Genomic DNA, 19,466 nt, shown 5'->3' on the forward strand with positions numbered 1-19,466 from the left:
TCTCACCAGGCCAGCAGGCCGCTGGCCGTGTCGACGCCGCCGGATCGGGCGACGGCGATGACGGCCGCCAGCACCAGCGCGACGGCCAATCCATCCACCCGATCCATGACGCCGCCGTGTCCGGGAATGAGGTGACTGGAATCCTTCACGCCGAAATGGCGCTTGAGGGCGGATTCGAAAAGGTCCCCCAGCGTCGATCCGACCGCCAGGAGCGCGATCACGGCCGCAACCGCGACGCTGGCGCCGTAGCCGGACCATTCGGCGAAGGCGAGGCCGGCTGCGATGGCGCCGACGAGACCGCCGAGAGCGCCGGACCAGGTCTTCTTCGGCGAGACCCGCGGCCAGAGCTTCGGTCCGCCCACGGACCGGCCGACGAAGTAGGCGGCGCTGTCGGCCGCCCACACCACCACGAAGACGAAGCCGAGGGCGACGAGACCGGCGGTGATCACCCCGGGCGCCCCCTCCCCGCGCAGCACGATGGCGGCGATGCCCGGCAGGCCGGCATAGACGAGGCCGGCGCCGAGCCAGGGCAGCTTCCGGTCGGCGGAGCCGAGCAGGAGCATCACCAGCGCCACGGCGGCGAGCGCCGCCAGCGAGCCGAGCGGATCCCAGATGGCGGCGAACACGGAGACGACGACGAGGACGAGGCTGGCCTTGTCGGCGGCGCGGACGGTGAACGGACCGGACATGGCGATCCATTCGTGGAGGACGAGCCCCGCCCCGATCGCCACCAGCCCGGCGAACACATAGCCGCCGACGATGACGGCTGCGGCGGCGATCGCCATCATGACGAGCGCGGAGGCCAGACGCAGCGGCAGATCGGACCTCGGCCGGCGCGGATCCTCTGGCACTCCGGGGGCCATGATCAGGCCTCGGCGCCCACGGCGATGCCACCGTAACGCCGGTCGCGCGCCCCGAAGGCCTCCAGGGCGACGTCGAACTCGGCGGCGGAGAAGTCCGGCCACATGACGGGGGAGAAGTAGAATTCCGCGTAGGCGGCCTGCCAGAGCAGGAAGTTGGAGAGCCGCTGCTCGCCGCTCGTCCGGATGATGAGGTCCGGATCCGGAATGTCGGCGGTGTCGAGACGCGCGCCGATGGTCGCCTCGGTGACCGCGTCGGCGTTGATCCGCCCGGCCGAGATGTCCGCCGCGATGGCCCGCATGGCACGGGCGATCTCGTTGCGGGCGCCGTAGTTGAAGGCGACCACGAGGGTGAGGCCGTCGTTGCCGGCGGTGCGGGCTTCCGCCTCCAGAAGCAGGCCGAGAATGTCGGCGGGAAGGTCGGCGCGCTCGCCGATCACCCGGACCTTGACGTTCGAGGAGACCAGCTCGGCAAGATCCCGGCGCACGAAGATCTTGAGGAGCAGCATGAGAGTCTGCACCTCCTCGATCGGCCGGCTCCAGTTCTCCGACGAGAAGGAATAGAGCGTCAGGTAGCGCACGCCGCGGTGGCCCGCGTGACGGACGATGTCCCGGAGGGTCTGGACGCCGCGTCGGTGCCCCTCCGTCCGGGGCAGCCCGCGGGCGCGCGCCCAACGGCCATTGCCGTCCATGATGATGGCCACATGGCTCGGCATCCGGGACGTGTCCCGGACAGCCGTTCTGATCGCTGTTTCACTCGTCGTCATGGAGCCCCCGGGATCCGCGCGACGGCCGCCGCCCGCCGCACGTCCACACCACGCGTCGGCAGATCCGATGCCATCAGACCTGCATGATCTCCTGTTCCTTCTGGCTCAGGAGCTTGTCGATGTCCGCGATCGTATCGTCCGTCAACTTCTGGACCTTCTCAGCATAGGACCGGCCGGCATCCTCGCCGATCAGTCCTTCCTTCTCCAGGTCCTTCAGCTCGTCCATACCATCGCGACGAACATGGCGCACGGAAACCTTCGTGGCCTCGGCGTACTTGTGCGCGATCTTGACCAGTTCCTTGCGGCGCTCCGTATTGAGCTCCGGGATAGGCAGGCGCAACAAGGTGCCTTCCATGATGGGGTTCAGTCCGAGGTTGGATTCGCGGATGGCGCGGTCGACGGCACCGACCATCTGCTTGTCCCAGACCTGGACCGACAGCATGCGGGACTCCGGGACGCTCACGGTCGCCACCTGGGTCAGCGGCATGGTCGAGCCATACGCCTCCACCACGATCGGGTCGAGCAGGCTCGACGACGCGCGCCCCGTGCGCAGGCCCGAGAGCTCGTTCTTGAAGACGCTGATCGCCCCTTGCATGCGGCGCTTCAGATCTCCGAGGTCGAATTCATCGTCAGCCATGGTGTCATCCTTCCTTGCGGCCGCCGGCCTCGGGTCGGCGGCGATCGGGCGGTGCGGGTCGAGCGGACGGACTGGCCGTTCAACGATCCGGCGAACGCCCTGTTCCCTCATGACGGCGCCCCGGGCCGGGAGCGTCCGCCACGCTGGCAGTCCATCACGGAGTGACGGTGGTCGCGCGTCCACGTCCGAGCAGAACATCCACGAAGGAGCCCGACTCGTGAACGGAGAAGACGATTACCGGAATCCGATTGTCGCGGGCAAGGGCAATTGCCGCCGCGTCCATCACGGCCAGGCCCTTTGCCAGCACATCCTGATGGGTGATCGTCTCGAAGCGGGTGGCGGTCGGGTCCTTCTTCGGGTCGGCCGAATAGACGCCGTCCACCTGGGTGCCCTTCATGAGGGCGTCGCAGTTCATCTCGGCGGCCCGGAGCGCGGCGCCGCTGTCGGTGGTGAAGAAGGGATTGCCGGTGCCGCCGGCGAACACGATCACCTTGCCCGCCGCAAACGCCGCGTCGGCGGCGCGCTGGGTGAAGGTGTCGCAGATCGTCGGCATGGGAACGGCCGTCAGAACCTCGGCCGGCACGCCCTTGGCGACGAGGGCCGCCCGGATGGTGAGCGAATTCATCACCGTCGCCAGCATGCCCAGGTGATCGCCGGTGGTGCGGTCGCCGCCCGCGGCCACGACGGACACGCCGCGGAAGATATTGCCGCCGCCGACCACGATGCCGATCTCCACGCCGAGCCGGTAGGCCTCCACCACGTCCGCCGTGATGCGGTCGACGACCGCGTCGTCGATGCCGAAGCCCTTGGCGCCCATCAGCGCCTCGCCGGACAGCTTCAGGAGGACGCGCTTGTAGAGCGGCTTGTCAGCCATGCGGAAACGCTCCTTCGGGGGAAGTTCGACAATTGTGAGCGGCGCGATGATAGCCGGCACCGGCCCGCTTGGCACCGCAGAAAAGCGACGGGCCATCCGTTTTTTTCGCATTGCAGCATGACTGTGCTCATGCGAAAGGGGCGCCGGTGGTCCGGCGCCCCTCGTGTCGGTCGGTGTCGATCAGCCCTTGCCGGCCGCGGCGGCCACTTCGGCGGCGAAATCGGTCTCTTCCTTCTCGATCCCCTCGCCGAGGGCGAAGCGCACGAAGGCGGTGACCTTGATCGGGGCGCCGACGGTGGCCTCGGCAGCCTTCACGGCGGCTTCGACCGTCAGGTCCGGATTGATCACGAAGGCCTGCTTCAGGAGCGTGGACTCCTCGAAGAACTTGCGGATGCGGCCTTCCACCATCTTCTCGATGACGCCGGCCGGCTTGCCGCTTTCCTTCGCCTGCTCGGAGAAGATCGCGCGCTCGCGCTCCACCACAGCCGGATCGATCTCCTCGGCGGAGAGCGCCAGCGGATTGGTGGCGGCGACATGCATGGCGATCTGACGGCCGAGCTTCATCAGCTCGTCCGTGTTGCCGGCGGACTCCAGAGCGACCAGGACGCCGATCTTGCCGAGGCTGTCGGCGATCGCCGCGTGGACGTAGGGCGCCACGACGCCGGCCGAGACGGTGAGCGCCTTGGAGCGACGGAAGGTCATGTTCTCGCCGATGGTGGCGACCAGTTCCTTCACCTCGTCCTCGACCGAATGGCTCTTGCCCGGGTAGGCAGCCGCGGCCGTGGCGTCGCGATCGCCGCCGTTCTTCACGGCGACGCCGGCGACGGTGCGCACGAGGCCCTGGAAGGCGTCGTTGCGGGCGACGAAGTCGGTCTCGGAGTTGACCTCGACCACCGCGGCGGTGGTGCCTTCGAGCGCCACGCCGACGAGGCCTTCGGCGGCCACGCGGCCGGCCTTCTTGGCGGCCTTCGACAGGCCCTTGGCGCGCAGCCAGTCGACGGCCGCTTCCAGATCGCCACCGGTCTCGGTGAGGGCGGTCTTGCAGTCCATCATGCCCGCGCCGGTCTTGTCGCGGAGCTCCTTCACCTGTGCAGCCGAGATGCTCATCGGATCCTCTTCCATCTCATGAACGGCGAAACGGCGGACCGTCCGTCCACCGGGGCTAGCGGCGTTCGCCGACACCCTGATGACGCTGGACCGGACAGGCTCGCACGCACGAACGTACGGAACACTTCAGGAAAACGGCGGGCGAACCGATAGGGGTCCGCCCGCCGCTCGAACGTAGAGAAAGGCGGGCCCTCGTCAGGCGGCGGCGTCGCTCGCCTCGGCAAGCGCGGGCTCTTCCACGGCGATCTCCTCGGCGGCGCCGATGTCGACGCCCATGGAGCCCTGGCCGCGCGAGATGCCGTCGATGGCGGCGCGGGCGACCAGATCGCAGTAAAGCGCGATGGCGCGGCCGGCGTCGTCATTGCCCGGCACCGGGAAGGTGATGCCGTCCGGATCGCAGTTGCTGTCCAGGATGGCGGCGACCGGGATGCCGAGGCGGCGGGCCTCGTCGATCGCGATCTTCTCCTTGTTGGTGTCGATCACGAAGATCAGGTCCGGCGTGCCGCCCATGTCCTTGATGCCGCCGAGCGCGCGCTCCAGTTTGTCGCGCTCGCGGGTCATCACCAGGCGCTCCTTCTTGGTGAGGCGCTGGGCGGCGTCGCCGTTCAGCGTCTCGTCGAGCTTGCGCAGGCGCTGGATCGACGCCGAGATGGTCTTCCAGTTGGTCAGCATGCCGCCGAGCCAGCGGGCGTTGACGAAATACTGGGCCGACATGCGGGCGGCGGCGGCGACCGGCTCCTGGGCCTGGCGCTTGGTGCCGACGATGAGCACGCGGCCGCCGCGGGCAACGGTGTCCGACACGGCCTTCAGCGCCTGGTGCAGCAGCGGCACCGACTGGGCGAGGTCGAGGATGTGGACGTTGTTGCGCTCGCCGAAGATGAAGGGCTTCATCTTCGGGTTCCAGCGGTGGGTCTGGTGACCGAAATGCACGCCGGCTTCCAGAAGCTGGCGAAGGGTGTAGTCGGGGAGAGCCATAGAAAGACGTCCTTGATTTTCCGGTTCAGCCTCCGCGGGACTTCGGATGATGGTGCCCGGACCGTCTCAAGGACGTGACCGGCATCCGACCGGACGGACGCGCAAAACAAGATGCGCACCCGCGGCTCCCGCGTGTGGGATGGGGCGGCATATAGGCCAGGAGTGCCCTGGTGCGCAAGCCCAATCGGGCCGAAAAGCCGCGCTCGTGCGCGGTTCGGCTTGTGGCGAAGGGCCCATGCCGGCTTCAGACGACCCGCCGCGATGGGAAGGCACTGCGCCGGGGCGGCTTCAGCCGGTGAGCGCCCTCGCCTGCTCGATCCACTTCTCCCGCTCGATGCGGCCCGGGAAGGCGAGGTAGGTGCCGACCCAGCGGGCCTCGTCGACCGTCCAGTCGGCAATCTGGGCGAAGTGGTAGATGCCGAGGGCGTTGAGGCGGGCCTCGTTCTGCGGGCCGATGCCCTTGATCCGCTTCAGGTCGTCGGTGTTGCCGTCGCGCGGGCCGGCAAGGGCCAGCGGCCGGACGCCGACCTGGTCGGCGGTGGCGGCGCGCTCCGCGTCGATGATGCCGTCGGCGACGGCCGGGGGCGGCTCGGCGGGGGCGGGATCGGTCGGGGTCGAATCGACCGGGGCCGGAGCGGCATCAACGGCGGCGGCGGGCGCAGGGGGCGCCGCGACGGGCGCGGGTTCAGGGTCGGCCGCGGTCGCCACGGGGGTGAGGTCGGCCGTGATCGGCGCCTCGGCCACGGGGGGCGGCGGGGCGGACGGTCCGAGATCCGCCGCGGCCCAGACCGGCGCGGGGGGCGGCGTCGCCATGCCGGGCGCCACCGTCGGCGGCACGATGCCGGCAAGCGCGGGTGCGCGCCCGGCGAAGCCGTGGCGGGCGGATGCGCCCATCACCACGCCGAGCAACGTGGTCAACGCCATCAGGATGAAGATTTCCAGCACAAGCCAGACCATCACGTCGATCTCCCCCCTAGAGCGTTCAGTCTAGAGCAGTTTCTTGTCGATCCGACGACCCCGTCAGGCATGACGATTCTGTCAGAAAGGACAAGCGCTCTCGTGGACCGGATGGTCCATATGTCGGTCAGCCCTCGCGGCTCGGCCGCGCCGTGAACCAGCCTATGGCCAATCCGAACAGGAGCGCCAGGGCCAGATAGGGCCAGAGCGCGAACGTCAGATAGATCATGTCAGTCTCCCATGCGCCGTGTGTCCTGCCGTCACGGGGTGGCGGGCAGGACGGTGATGGCGATCCGCCGGTCCGCCGCGCCGGCAGGGCCGGTGGTGGGCGGCAGGCTTTCCACGCCTGCGGTCTCGATCGCGTTGAGGTTCATGCCGGTGGTCTCCAGGAAGCGCGCCACACCGGTCGCGCGCTTCTTTCCGAGCTCCGCCCCCTGCCCCGGCTGGTCGCCGGTCGCCTCGATGCGGAGGCGAATGCCCTCGCAGCGCAGGAGCGCCCCGGCGAGCCGGTCGAGGAAGCCGTGGCTGTCGTCGGCGACGGCGGCGACGCCCGGTTCGAAATAGAGGGCGTTGGCGGCGAGCAGCGGATCGATGATGCCCTGGCAGGCCGCGGCGGGAACCGGCGGCTCGCGGCGGGCGACGCTGATGGAGGTGTCGAGCCGGTAGCCGGACGGCAGGTCCGTCGCCACGTCCGTGGAAAGGCGGGTGGCGCCGACGCCGGTGAAGGCCTTGCCCTGGACGGTGAGGACGGTGCCGGAAAGGTCGACCGTGCCGGTGGCGAGCAGCGAGGCCGCCCGGACCGCCGCGATGGCGGCATCGGCCGCGTCGGCCGGGAGGCCGGGGAACTCCTCCAGGCTCATCTCCACGTCGATCGTCCCGAACGCGCGGCGGACCACCTCGGCGATCCGGTCGCGTGCCGCGGCATCGGCCACGGTGCCCTCCAGGACGACGGCGTCGAGGCCGCGTTCGATGGTGAAGGTCAACGCCGGCGGCGCGTCGAGGGCGATTCGGCTCGGGCGGGTGCCGGCCGGCAGCGCGGTCTCGAAAGCCTGCCGGACAGCGACCGCCGTGCGGGCGTCGCCGGTGGCGCCGATGAGCGTGATCGCGCCATCCTCCAGGACGACGCGGCCGGTGTCGAGCCGAGCGAGCTGTTCGGCGGCGAAGGCCGCGACCGCCTCGGGCGCGATGTCGGGGGATAGGCCGCTGGCGAGTTGGCTGCGGTCCGCCACCGCCAGGTCCTCGGACGCGGCCTCGGACGCCTCGCGGACGGCGGTCTTCACCTCCTCGGACGGGGAATAGCCGGCGACCACGAGGCTGTCGGCGGTCTTTTCCAGCGACCAGACGTAGGGGGAAACCTTCGGCGGCACCACGGTGAGCGCCACCTCGAAGCCCTCCGGCGCGGCGGACGCGACGAGCGCGCGGAGTTCCAGGAGTTCCGCACCGCTTTCGGCGGTGCCGTCGATGACGATCCGCCGGTCGGCGAGCGAGGCGGTGCCGGCGGAGAGGTGGTCGAGTGCCTGGATGGCGAAACCGGCGGCGGCGGCGAACGCGTCGGGCGCGCCGTCGGCAAGGGTCGCTTCCACGACCGCCCCCTTGAGGCCGGCCACCTTGGTGGCGGTGGACTTCAGCCCTTCGAGGACGGCATCGGTCGGCACGAAGCCGGAAACCGTCACCTTGTCGCCGGCACGGACCGCCGTCAGCGTGTAGGGCGAGACGACGGGGAGGCCCACATCGGCCTCGACCGTGTAGCCGGCGGGCGCCCAGGCGCCGAGGTGGGCGTTGAGCGTGCGCCAGGCGGCCGGATCCGCGGCGGTGCCGCTGACGACGATGCGGCGGTCGGCGATGTCGACCCGGCCGCGGACGAGGAGCGGCAGGAAGTCGAGCGCGTCAGCCGCCACCTCGGCGAAGCCATCCGGCGCGCCGGACGCAAGATCGACCCGGTCGCCGATCGGCGCCTGTCCGGCGGCGGTGCGGGCAAGGCCGAACAGGCGGTTTCGGGTGTCCGGATCCGGCGCGAAGCCGGAGACGACCACGCCGGTGTCGTCGACGGCTGCGGAATAGATGTAGGGCGAGGCGACCGGGCGGGTGACGGCGACGTCGGCCACGGCGTAGCCGGGCGGGAGCGGCGGCAGGCCCGCCTGCAGGCGGGCGTAGGCCTCGTTGCTCGCCGCCTCGCCTGCCACCGACACGGTGGTGTCGGAGAGGATGATGGCGCCGGTCTCGAACGCGGCGAGCAGCGGATAGAGCGCGGCGAGGGCCTCCGCGAAGCCGTTCTCGGGCGCGCCGCGGGCGAGGGTCAGACGGTCATTGTAGGCAAGGTTCGGGACGGCGCGGGTGAAAGCGTCCACCATGCGGGCGCGCTCCGGCCCCGAGGGGGCGCTGCCTTCCAGCGACAGCACGCCGTTCTGGCGAACGAGGCGGACCTCGTAGGGCGACTGCTCCGGCAGAAGGTCGGTGCTCGACATGTCGACGCCGCGCACGCCGAAGAGGCGGGCGACGCGCTGCTCGGCAAGAGCACGGGCGGCCTCGGAGGGGGCGACGCCGGTGAGTGCGACATCGCGGCCGTCAATGTCGGCCGTCGCCCAGCCGGTGATCTCCGGTGCCAGCACCTCCGCCGCCCGGTCGCGAATGGACTGCTCGATGGCGCCGCCTTCGAAGGCGACCGCCCCGATCGTCAACACCCCCGCGACCGTCGCAATCGACGCCGCCTGGACCTTCCAGTCCGCCATGCACGCAACTCCCCACCCGAATCATTTTGCCGACGGGTCTCACGACCCGGGAACTTTTGTCCGGGAGGGTATGTGCGGGCGGCAGGCGGCGCAACGGCGCAAGGGGTCCGGACCTGCGTCATTCTGGGACATGGTTGCCGGAATGCCGCAGCGGCCGTGCGGCGACGCGCGCGGCAGTCCTCTGGCGGCTGCAAAGGCCGGCCGGGACGGAGCGGTGCCAGCGGGATGCGCCGTTCGGGAGGGCGTATCTGGGCCTGCGGCATGGCGCAGACGCGCGAATGGAACAAGGCCCGGCGGGTGCCGGGCCTCGTCCTTGTCGATCGGTAAGGGGCCGAAGCCGATTACCAGGTGCGGGACAGCATGACGAGGCCGGTGAACTCGTCGGTCTCGTCGTAGACGACTTCGGTGGTCAGGGTCAGACCGGACACGATCCCGTAGTCGGCACCGACGGTCGCGCCGAACTCCTCGGCATCGACCTCGTAGCCGACGTTGGCGTAGACGGTCAGAGCCGAAGTCGCCGTGTAGGAGGCGCCGAGAGCCAGGTAGGTCTCTTCCTTGGCATCGTCATAGGCGGCGGAGGCCGCGACCGACAGTTCGTCGGTGACGGTGAACTCGGCGCCGGCCTTCACGAGGAAGGACTCGGTGGCATCCAGGTAGGAGGCCGCGATGGCCGCGGAGCCCCACGGCTGACCGGAGATGCCGACGATGCCCTGAACTTCCCAATCGCCGTCGGACGAGGCAACCAGCTTGTCGCCGCTGTCCGAGATGATGCCGGCGAGACCGACGTAGAAGCCGCCGCCGAGGTCGTCGACCATCACCTGGGCGGTGAGGTCGGTCGAACCGAAGTTGTTGCGATCGGTGTCGCCGTAGACGCCGCCGAAGCCGTCCATGAAGTCGGCCGCGAAGCCGATGGTGAAGTAGCTCAGCTGGATGAAGGCCTTGCCGACTTCGAAGCCAGCGGCGTTCGTGGTCTTGATCTCGAGGAACGACCGCAGGGTGTCGTACTCGGTGGCGGTGCGGGCGTCGAACTGGACGCGACCGTCGGCCTTGAAGGTCACGGCGTCGTCGAAGTCGATCTCGGCCTTGGCGCGGACGCGGCCGGAGATGTCCAGGCAGGTCTCGGTGCCGGGGATGTAGAAGAAGCCCTTGCCGAAGGTGTCGCACACCTTCACGTAGTCAACGGCAGCCGGAACCGGCTCGCCCGGAAGATCGGCGGCAGCAGCGGCCGACACGCTCATGAGGCCCGCGGCGGTGCCGAGCAGGATCGTCTTGATGTTCATAACTTGACCTCCAAAGTCAACCAGAGGAGGAATCCGCTCCGCCGTTCGCGCCGCGCGACCGCCGTTTCCCGGCTATCGCGACCGCATCCCAGAAGCGTTTCCCGTTCGGCGCCGCGGTTCGCCGAGGTCCTCTTCGGGACCCGCCGTATCGCGGCAACTGCGAATGTCCTTGTCAGATTTCGCAGGCTCATGAATTGCCGATGGAGGGGTTCGGATCAACGGCTGAGAGCGCTCCGCCGCCGCAAACAGGCCAGTCGTCCTAGAGTTGTTGCGTTTGTGCAACATGGTATGTAATTACTGAAATATTTTGCGTACTATTTTGGTACTCTCATGCAGCTATAAATTGTTCTGTTGGCCGGGCGACCCCATTGTTCCGGGACTGGCGATGGGGAATCGGTCCGCCGGAAGAACACGGGCCTGAAACGACAAAAGCCCGGCTGGAGCCGGGCTGTTTGCGGTCGGAATCGTGTGTCGAGCTCGCCTCGGGCGACCGGGCCGCGTCAAGCGGCGGTCATCGGACGGCCGGTTCGGATCGCACGGCGTCGGCGCGACCTGGACGTCCTTCGACGGAAACGAAAAAAGGCCCGGCCGAAGCCGAGCCTTTCTCCACCAGTTCCCTTTGGAGGGGGGACCGTCTTACCAGGTACGCGAGAGCTGGACGATGCCCTGGAGGCTGTCGTCGTTGTCGATCTCGGCGTAGGACACTTCACCCGTCAGCACGAGGCCGGAGGTGACGGTGTAGTCGACGCCGATGTTCGCGAAGAGGTCATCGTCCGACTCGTCCTGCATGTCGTAGCGCAGACCGGCGTAGACAGCCGCGGCGTCGCTGAACGCGTAGGACACCGCGCCCGAGAGCATGATGGTCTCGTCGCCGTCGGCGACACCGCCGCGAGCGAACTCTTCCGGCGAGTCGCTGAAGTAAGCGGCAGCCAGACGAGCCGAGAGGCCCTCGAAGACGGTCAGGTCGGCAGTGGCCTTGACCGAGAAGCGATCATCGCTGCCGATGACGCGCTCTTCGTCCGGGATGTACTGCAGCGACAGGTCGAACGAACCCCAGGGCTGGTCGGCGATGCCGATGGCAGCCTGCAGCTCGGGCAGGTAGTCGTCATAGAACTCGTCGCGGAGGTCGTAGTCCGCGGCGGACATGATCGACGCACCGACGTAGAAGCCGCCGCCGATGTCGTCCACGAGGACGGTCAGCTGGGTGGCTTCGTCGTGGTTCTCAACGGCGGCGTCGTTGATGCCGTAGAGGACGTCGGCGTTGTAGAGGTCGCCAGCGAGACCGGCGGTCACGTAGCCGAGCTGGATGAACGCGCCCTCGACGAGGATGCCATCCGAGCTGTTGGTCGCCAGACGGAAGAACGACCGGAGCTGGCCGTATTCGGTCATGGTACGGGCGTCGAAGTCGACGCGGGCGTCGGCGCGGAACTGGACGGTGAAGTCGTCGTCAGCGCCGCTCTCGTAGGCGGTCACGCGGAAGCGGACACGGCCGGAGATGTCGAGGCAGGTCTCGGTGCCGGGGATGTAGAAGAAACCAGCGCCAAAGGTATCGCAAACCTTGACGTAATCCACAGCGACCGGAACCGGCTCACCCGGCAGGTCCGCAGCCTGGGCGCCGGTGACGGCCATCAGGCCGGCGGCCGTGCCGAGCAGGATGCTCTTGATGTTCATTTCCTGACCTCCAAAGTCAACCAGAGGAGAAATCGCCCTGAAGCCTTGTTCCGACAGACGCCGGGAGATCCTGGCATCAGCGGCGTCCGTCACGCGGGCCGATTTCTGTTGTGTCACCGCGCCGCCTTGAAGCGACTGCCACCCCAGACAGTCGGCGGAGCGGTGTTTCACAAGCTCGGTTCGTCCGAACTCGTGCAGTCAAACTGACCGATCGGCCCGTTCCATTCAACAGCGAACATATATCCTGGCGACTACTTGTGGCCGTTTGGAATGCGTTGTTGCATATATATCACGAGCACTACATGCGCCCGAAATGCCTTCGTAAACACGGAGTTAACCCAAAGCCGCCGCACGTGGGGCGGCTGCGGCTTTCCGGGCGGTTTGTGCGGGCTGTGTGACCGGCAAGGGACAGGACGGGCCGCCCGATCGGTCGACGGCTAAGGCCGGCAGCGGGCGATTCCGTAAGCCTAGGCGGCTTCGGAGCGGATCAAGGGTCGACGCCGCGGGCGACGCCGGGCGTGCGGCGCGGAGAGGTATGATGCGCGCACATGGAGCCGCCGGCGCGGTCTCGGCGTGCGGCGGCCGGGGCGAACGAGGACCGTCGGATCAGGACCCCGGTTCGGCCGAGACGGCGTCCGGATGGGGCGGAATCGCCGCCAGATAGGCGGCGATCGCGTCGCGGTCCTCCGCGGGAAGGAGCGCCATGTTCTCCTGCACGGCCACCATGCTGCCGCCGAAGGAATCGTAGTCCGGCTTGAAGCCGCTCTCCAGGGCGTAGGCGATGTCGCTCTCCGACCAGGACTCCAGACCCTCGGCGTGCGGCGTGAGATTGGGAATCACGCCCTTGCCTTCCGGGTTGGCGGCGCCGGCGAGCCAGGTGGCGGTCTGAAGTCCGCCGATCGGACCGCGCGGGGTGTGGCACTCGCCGCAGTGGCCCGGCCCCTCCACCAGATACTGCCCCCGGCGCATCGCGTCGGAGGCATCGGCGGGGAGCGCGACCACGGGCGACGGATCGAGGTAGAGGCGCTTCCAGAGCCCGACGCCGCGCCGCACCGAGAAGGGAAAGCCGAGCTGGTGATCGGCCACCTGGTTGACCACCACCGGCAGGGTGTCGAGGTAGGCCTTCAGGTCGATTACGTCCTCCACGCGCATACGCGCGTACGAGGTGTAGGGAAAGGACGGGTAGTAGTTGGCGCCCTCCGGCGAGGTGCCGTGCATCATGGCGTTGACGAGATCGACCGTGCTCCAGCCGCCGATCCCGGTCTGCGGGTCGGGCGAGATGTTGGGCACGTTGAAGACGCCGAAGGGGGTGTTGAGCGCAAGACCGCCGCCGAGCTTCAGCTTCTCCTCGCCCTTGGCGCCCGGGGCCGCGTGACAGGAGGCGCAGCCGCCGGCGTGGAAGATGCGCTCGCCGTTGGCAAGATCCGCCACGTGGTTCGGCAAGGCCGCCTCGGCCGTGCGAGTCGGCGCGGTGATGAACCAGAAGGCACCGGCGCCGACGACCGCCAGCCCGGAGGCGGCGGCAAGGAGGGTCTTCAGCATCAGGGCGCGGCTCCGCTCGTTGGTCCGCCGACAGCCTAGTGGCGTCAGAAGCCATGTCAAAAAACGGATCGGTGATCGGGGCGGCGAGAAAGCGGCGCCGAAGCGATCCGGTCCGCATCCGGCGCAAGGCTGGCCACCGCCGCCCTCTGGCGACTTCCTCGTCGGAATCACGTAGGCTCCAGCCTTATGCAACCGTCGCATCCTCTCTCCTCGCTCCCGGCCGGCGGACGGCTGACCATCGGCCTCGACGCCCTGGTGGCGAACTGGCGCGACATCCGGGCGCGCGTCGGCGCGGCGGAGACGGCGGCCGTCGTCAAGGGCGACGGCTACGGGCTCGGCGTGGAGCCGGTGGCGCGGGCGCTCGCCGCCGCGGGCTGCCGCACCTTCTTCGTCGCCCTGCCGCGCGGAGGCGTGCGCCTGCGGGCCGTGCTGCCGGACGTGACCATCTATGTGCTGAACGGCTTCTTCGACGGCGCCGGCGCCGTCTACCGGGACGCGCGCCTGCGGCCGGTGCTCGGCAGCCTCGCCGAAGTGGACGCCTGGCTCGCCGAGACGGGTGGCGACGGCGAGCCGGTGGCGCTCCATGTGGACACGGGCATGAACCGGCTGGGGCTGTCGGCGGCGGAGGCAGCGGCGCTGTCGGCCGACGCGGGGCGGCTGGCGCGGCTCCGCCCTGCCCTTCTGATGAGCCATCTCGCCTGCGCGGACCAGCCGGAGCATGTGCTGAACGGCGAGCAGATCCGCCGGTTCGCGGCCGCGCGGGCGCTGTTTCCGGGGGTGCCGGGCTCGCTGTCGAACTCCGCCGGGGTCGATCTCGGGCCGGCGGTGCACCAGGATCTCGTCCGGCCCGGCATCGCGCTCTACGGCGCGCGCTGGGCGGCCAACGTGCCGCCGCTGCGGACGGTGGCGACGCTGGAGGGGCGGCTGATCCAGGTGAACGACGTGCCGCCGGGGGCGGCGGTCGGCTACGGGGCGACGTTCCGGCCGGCGCGGCCGAGCCGGATCGGCGTGGTGTCGGTCGGCTACGCGGATGGGTTCCTCCGCCGGATCGGCGGCGGCGCGACGCCAAGCGGCGCGGTGGCGGCGGTCGCCGGCGTGCGGGTGCCGATCGCCGGACGCATTTCCATGGACATGCTGGCGGTGGACCTCACCGACGCGCCCCGCGAGGCCGCGGTGCGCGGCGGCTGGGTGGAACTGTTCGGCCCGACGGTGCCGATCGACGAAGTCGCGGCGCACGCCGAGACGATCGGCTGGGAGCTCCTCACCGGGCTCGGCGACCGCTACGAGCGGCGCTATCTGGGGGGCTGATCGGGACGCGGGTTATCCGCAGCGGAAATCCACAGCTGCCGGCCGTCGGCGCGTCCCGATCCGCTTGCCTTTCGGCGGCCAAGCCTGTACAAAACAGGAACATCCCCATCCGCATCGCACCTGGAAAGCCCGCCCGCCGATGGCCAAGCGCTCCACCCATTTCGTCTGCCAGACCTGCGGGGCCACCGCGCCGAAATGGACCGGCAAGTGCGAATCCTGCGGTGCATGGAACTCCTATGTGGAGGAGACGGCCGGCAGCGGCATCGGCGGCGCCATCATCGGCCAGAAGGGGCGCCCCATGCGCAAGGGGCGCGTGGTGCCGCTGGTGGCGCTCTCGGGCGAGATCGACCAGGCACCGCGCGTCGCCACGGGCATCGCGGAGTTGGACCGGGTAACCGGCGGCGGTTTCGTGCGCGGGTCGGCGCTCCTTGTCGGCGGCGATCCGGGAATCGGCAAGTCGACGCTGCTGATCCAGGCGGCCGCCACGCTGGCCCGGCTCGGCGCGCGGGTGGTCTACGTGTCCGGCGAAGAGGCGGTGGCGCAGGTGCGGCTGAGGGCCGAGCGGCTCGGCCTTGCGGACGCGCCGGTGGCGCTGGCCGCCGAGACCAGCGTGGAGGACATCCTGACGACGCTCGCAGACGGTCCGGCGCCGCACCTGGTGATCATCGATTCCATCCAGACGCTCTGGACCGAGGTGGTCGATTCGGCCCCCGGCACGGTCGCGCAGGTGCGCACGTCGGCCCAGGCGATGATCCGCTACGCCAAGGAATCGGGCGCGACGGTGGTGCTCGTCGGCCACGTCACCAAGGAGGGCACCATCGCAGGCCCGCGGGTGGTGGAGCACATGGTGGACGCGGTGCTCTATTTCGAGGGCGACGGCGCCCGGCATTTCCGCGTGCTCCGGGCGGTGAAGAATCGGTTCGGCCCGACCGACGAGATCGGCGTGTTCGAGATGACGGGCCGGGGCCTCAAGGAAGTGCCGAACCCGTCGGAGCTCTTCATGGGCACCCGGGACGCCTCGTCGCCAGGGGCGGCCGTGTTCGCCGGCATGGAAGGCACGCGGCCGGTGCTGGTGGAGGTGCAGGCGCTGGTGGCGCCCTCCTCCCTCGGCACGCCGCGACGAGCCGTGGTCGGCTGGGACGGCAACCGGCTGTCGATGATCCTCGCCGTGCTGGAGGCGCACTGCGGCATCCGGTTCGGCCAGCACGACGTCTATCTCAACGTGGCTGGCGGTCTCCGGATCCAGGAGCCGGCGGCGGATCTGGCGGTCGCCGCCAGCCTGGTGTCGTCCCTGGCCGGGGTTGCCCTCGGGCCGGATTGCGTCTATTTCGGCGAAGTCAGTCTGTCGGGTGCGGTCAGGCCGGTGGCCCATGCGGCCAGCCGTCTCAAGGAAGCCGAAAAGCTGGGATTCTCCCGCGCGGTGGCGCCGAAAGGCGGACCGGGCGAAGACTCCTTGACGGCCATCCGAGTCGGTGAGGTCATGGAGCTCGCGGATCTGGTCGCACGGATCGCCGGGGGCTCTCGCCCGCGGGTCACGGCGGCCGAGCCGCGCGCGGTCCGCGCCTGAGGCTGTCGCGGCGCGGATCGACCGACAGGCCCAGACCGGGGGGCCCGGTGACATCGGGGAATGGCTGACGATGCCGATCACACTCCTGGACGGGATCCTTCTCGTCATCATGCTGATCTCGGCCATGCTCGCCATGATCCGAGGGTTCGTGCGCGAGGTGCTGTCGATCGCCGCCTGGGTGTCGGCGGCGGCGGCTGCCTTCTTCTTCTATGACGACGTGCTGCCCTTCGTGCAGCAGCACGTGGCGCAGCGCCAGATCGCCATCGCGGTGGCGGCCGGCGGCGTGTTCCTGATCACCCTGATGGTGGTGTCCTTCATCACCATGCGCATCTCTGACTTCGTGCTCGACAGCCGGATCGGGCCGATCGACCGCACCTTCGGCTTCGTGTTCGGGGCGGCCCGCGGCCTCCTCCTGGTGGTGGTCGGCATGCTCTTCTTCAACTGGTTCATCCCGGAGGAGCGGGCGCAGCCGAGCTGGGTGGTTGACGCCAAGTCCAAGCCGCTTCTGAACGCCATCGGCGGGCAACTGCTGGCGGCGCTGCCGGAGGATCCGGAGAAGGAGATCCTGGAGCAGTTCCAGAACCCGCTCCGCGACGACGGCTCCACGCCGCCGCCGGACGGCGAGACCGGCCGCACGGATCCGGCCTACCGCTCCGGCGAACGGCAAGGCCTCGACCAGCTGATCCAGTCGACCGAGGCGCCGCGCAATTGAGACCTGCCGGCTTCCTTTAGAGCGATGTCTTGTCGACCTGACCCGTCCGTCAAGCCGGCAATCGTTTCAGTGCTTCGGCGGCTTGGCGGCGAGGCCCGACGAAAGCCGATGGTCCGGCCGTATGATTCGCCTGTCATCGGGACTATATAGAGGGCGCAAACGGGCGCCGGCGCCCGAATGGCCTTCCGGAGACGAGACATGGACGACTTCACGATGCACCCGTTCGACGCGGGTGAGGATGACCGATTCCACGAGGAATGCGGCGTCTTCGGCGTCTACGGCGCAGCGAACGCGGCGGCGCTCACCGCCCTCGGTCTCCATGCGCTCCAGCACCGCGGCCAGGAGGCGGCGGGCATCTGCTCCTTCGACGGCCGGCAGTTCTACACCGAGCGGCACATCGGCCTCGTCGGCGACAACTTCACCAAGCCGTCCGTGATTGCCCGCCTGCCCGGCGACCGAGCGATCGGCCACACCCGCTATTCCACGACGGGCGGCTCCGGCATCCGCAACGTCCAGCCGCTGTTCGCCCAGTACACGGGCGGGGGCTTTGCCATCGCGCACAACGGCAACCTCACCAACGCCATGACGCTGCAGAAGGAATTGCAGCGCCGCGGCTCCATCTTCCAGTCCACCTCGGACACGGAGACCATCCTGCATCTGGTGGCGACGAGCCCCAAGGTGCGCCTGGTGGATCGGCTCGTGGACGCCATGTCCCGGGTGGAGGGCGCCTATTCGCTGGTGGCCATCTCCAACAAGAAGATGATCGGCTGCCGCGACCCGCTCGGCATCCGCCCGCTCATCCTCGGTGACCTGGAGGGCGCCCTGGTGCTCGCCTCGGAAACCTGCGCGCTCGACATCATCGGCGCCCGTTTCGTGCGCGAGATCGAGCCCGGCGAGATGGTGATCATCACCGACGAGGGCATCGAGAGCATCAAGCCGTTCGGTCGCACGGCCTCGCGCTTCTGCATCTTCGAATACGTCTACTTCGCCCGGCCGGATTCGGTGTTCAGCGGCACCTCGGTCTACGAGGTGCGCAAGCGGATCGGCGCCGAACTGGCGCGCGAGAGCGGCGTCGACGCCGACATCGTCATTCCGGTGCCGGACAGCGGCACCCCGTCGGCCATCGGTTTCGCCCGGGCGGCGGACCTGCCATTCGATCTCGGCATCATCCGCAACCACTATGTGGGCCGCACCTTCATCGAGCCGACCGATTCGATCCGCCACATGGGCGTGAAGCTGAAGCACAACGCCAACCGGACGGTGATCCAGGGCAAGCGCATCGTGCTCGTCGACGATTCGATCGTGCGCGGCACCACGTCGGTGAAGATCGTGCAGATGATGCGCGATGCCGGCGCGACCGAGGTGCACATGCGCATCGCCTCGCCGCCGACCCGCGACAGCTGCTTCTACGGGGTCGACACGCCGGAAAAGGGCAAGCTCCTCGCCTCGCGCATGTCGATCCAGGAGATGACCGCCTACATCGGCGTCGACAGCCTCGCGTTCCTCAGCATCGACGGGCTCTACCGGGCCGTCGGGCAGGCCAAGCGGGACAATGTGATCCCGCAATACTGCGACGCCTGCTTCACGGGCGAATATCCGACCGCGCTCACCGACCAGTCGTCCGACCCGTCGGTGCGCCAGCTGACCCTGCTGGCCGAAGCCCGCTGACACCCCGCATCGTCCGGCCGTTCGCTACGGCCGGACCTCCTGATGATCGACGCCGAAGAGATCCGATGTCCGAGACGACCGACAAACGCATCGCCCTCGTCACCGGCGCCTCCCGCGGGATCGGGCAGGCGGTGGCGATGGAACTGGCGCGCGCCGGCCACCACGTGGTGGCGGTGGCGCGGACGGAAGGCGGGCTGACCGACCTCGACGACGCCATCCGGGCGATCGGCGGCACGACCACGCTGGTTCCCATGTCGCTGACCGACACGGACGCCATCGACCGGCTCGGCGCAGCGCTGTTCGAGCGCTACGGCCGGCTGGACGTGCTGGTGGCGAACGCCGGCATGCTCGGCCCCCTGTCGCCGGTCGGCCACGTGAAGCCGAAGGCCTTCGACGAGGTGATGGCCGTGAACGTGACGGCCAACTTCCGGCTGATCCGATCGCTCGACCCGCTGCTGCGACGCTCCGCCGCCGCCCGCACCCTGTTCGTTTCCGCGGGCACCGCCCACAAGTGCCGTCCCTACTGGGGGCCCTATTCCGTCTCCAAGGCGGCGCTGGAGGCGCTGGTGCGCACCTATGCGGCGGAGGTGGAATCCTTCGGCATCACAGCCAATCTCCTCAGCCCCGGGCCGCTCCGCACCCGCATGCGGGCCGAGGCCATGCCGGGCGAGGATCCGATGACGCTGAAGACGCCGGAGGATCTGGCGCCGTACGTGGTGGCGGCCGTCTCGGTGGCCGAGACCCGCACGGGCCTCATCTACGATTTTCCGTCCCTCTCCTGGACGGAACCACAGGCCCCTCGCCCGGTTTGA

16 protein-coding genes are annotated in these 19,466 nt (G+C 69.2%); 5 read left to right on the plus strand and 11 right to left on the minus strand.

Annotation, left to right across the window (positions count from 1 at the left end; genetic code table 11):
- Positions 1-2: 2 nt before the first annotated feature.
- From BUQ68_RS04370 to BUQ68_RS04420, 11 genes are all read right to left on the minus strand, one after another.
- Positions 3-863, minus strand: a complete 861-nt coding sequence (locus BUQ68_RS04370) for a phosphatidate cytidylyltransferase (protein ID WP_075214699.1) — start codon at positions 861-863, stop codon at positions 3-5.
- A 2-nt stretch (positions 864-865) separates the two neighbouring features.
- Positions 866-1,627, minus strand: coding sequence for an isoprenyl transferase (locus tag BUQ68_RS04375; RefSeq protein ID WP_075214700.1), 762 nt, complete (start codon positions 1,625-1,627; stop codon positions 866-868).
- Between the two features lie 73 nt (positions 1,628-1,700).
- On the minus strand, positions 1,701-2,264 hold the full coding sequence (gene frr / locus BUQ68_RS04380) for a ribosome recycling factor (protein ID WP_075214701.1): 564 nt from the start codon (positions 2,262-2,264) through the stop codon (positions 1,701-1,703).
- A gap of 154 nt (positions 2,265-2,418) precedes the next feature.
- Positions 2,419-3,138: a UMP kinase gene (gene pyrH / locus BUQ68_RS04385; RefSeq protein ID WP_075214702.1), complete on the minus strand. Its 720-nt coding sequence runs from the start codon at positions 3,136-3,138 to the stop codon at positions 2,419-2,421.
- 180 nt (positions 3,139-3,318) lie between these two features.
- Positions 3,319-4,245: a translation elongation factor Ts gene (gene tsf, locus BUQ68_RS04390; RefSeq protein WP_075214790.1), complete on the minus strand. Its 927-nt coding sequence runs from the start codon at positions 4,243-4,245 to the stop codon at positions 3,319-3,321.
- A 195-nt stretch (positions 4,246-4,440) separates the two neighbouring features.
- A complete protein-coding gene (rpsB, locus tag BUQ68_RS04395; RefSeq protein ID WP_075214703.1) occupies positions 4,441-5,220 on the minus strand; it encodes a 30S ribosomal protein S2 in 780 nt (259 codons plus the stop codon).
- 288 nt (positions 5,221-5,508) lie between these two features.
- Entirely contained in the window at positions 5,509-6,180 is a 672-nt protein-coding gene (locus tag BUQ68_RS24520) for a hypothetical protein (protein WP_175577727.1), read from the minus strand.
- Between the two features lie 257 nt (positions 6,181-6,437).
- Positions 6,438-8,906 carry a BON domain-containing protein gene (locus tag BUQ68_RS04405; RefSeq protein ID WP_075214704.1) on the minus strand — a complete coding sequence of 823 codons (2,469 nt, stop codon included), beginning with the start codon at positions 8,904-8,906 and terminating at the stop codon, positions 6,438-6,440.
- A gap of 341 nt (positions 8,907-9,247) precedes the next feature.
- Positions 9,248-10,186, minus strand: coding sequence for a porin (locus tag BUQ68_RS04410; RefSeq protein WP_075214705.1), 939 nt, complete (start codon positions 10,184-10,186; stop codon positions 9,248-9,250).
- Between the two features lie 636 nt (positions 10,187-10,822).
- Positions 10,823-11,950, minus strand: a complete 1,128-nt coding sequence (locus BUQ68_RS04415; RefSeq protein ID WP_139315148.1) for a porin — start codon at positions 11,948-11,950, stop codon at positions 10,823-10,825.
- A 513-nt stretch (positions 11,951-12,463) separates the two neighbouring features.
- On the minus strand, positions 12,464-13,399 hold the full coding sequence (locus tag BUQ68_RS04420; RefSeq protein WP_075214707.1) for a c-type cytochrome: 936 nt from the start codon (positions 13,397-13,399) through the stop codon (positions 12,464-12,466).
- Between the two features lie 186 nt (positions 13,400-13,585).
- Here BUQ68_RS04420 and alr point away from each other — a divergent pair, with 186 nt between their 5' ends.
- The 5 genes from alr (at position 13,586) to BUQ68_RS04445 (ending at position 19,466) form a co-directional block, all read left to right on the plus strand.
- On the plus strand, positions 13,586-14,707 hold the full coding sequence (gene alr, locus BUQ68_RS04425; RefSeq protein WP_075214708.1) for an alanine racemase: 1,122 nt from the start codon (positions 13,586-13,588) through the stop codon (positions 14,705-14,707).
- Positions 14,708-14,846: 139 nt separating this feature from the next.
- Complete coding sequence (radA, locus tag BUQ68_RS04430) at positions 14,847-16,274, plus strand: DNA repair protein RadA (protein WP_075214709.1); 1,428 nt, start codon at positions 14,847-14,849, stop codon at positions 16,272-16,274.
- Between the two features lie 70 nt (positions 16,275-16,344).
- Positions 16,345-16,986, plus strand: coding sequence for a CvpA family protein (locus BUQ68_RS04435; RefSeq protein WP_075214710.1), 642 nt, complete (start codon positions 16,345-16,347; stop codon positions 16,984-16,986).
- Between the two features lie 198 nt (positions 16,987-17,184).
- The gene (gene purF / locus BUQ68_RS04440) at positions 17,185-18,654 is read left to right on the plus strand and encodes an amidophosphoribosyltransferase (protein ID WP_095407269.1); all 1,470 of its coding nucleotides are present in this window, start codon (positions 17,185-17,187) and stop codon (positions 18,652-18,654) included.
- A gap of 65 nt (positions 18,655-18,719) precedes the next feature.
- A complete protein-coding gene (locus tag BUQ68_RS04445; RefSeq protein WP_075214712.1) occupies positions 18,720-19,466 on the plus strand; it encodes an SDR family NAD(P)-dependent oxidoreductase in 747 nt (248 codons plus the stop codon).

This window comes from Mongoliimonas terrestris (assembly GCF_001927285.1).
Classification (GTDB): Bacteria; Pseudomonadota; Alphaproteobacteria; order Rhizobiales; family Pleomorphomonadaceae; genus Chthonobacter; species Chthonobacter terrestris.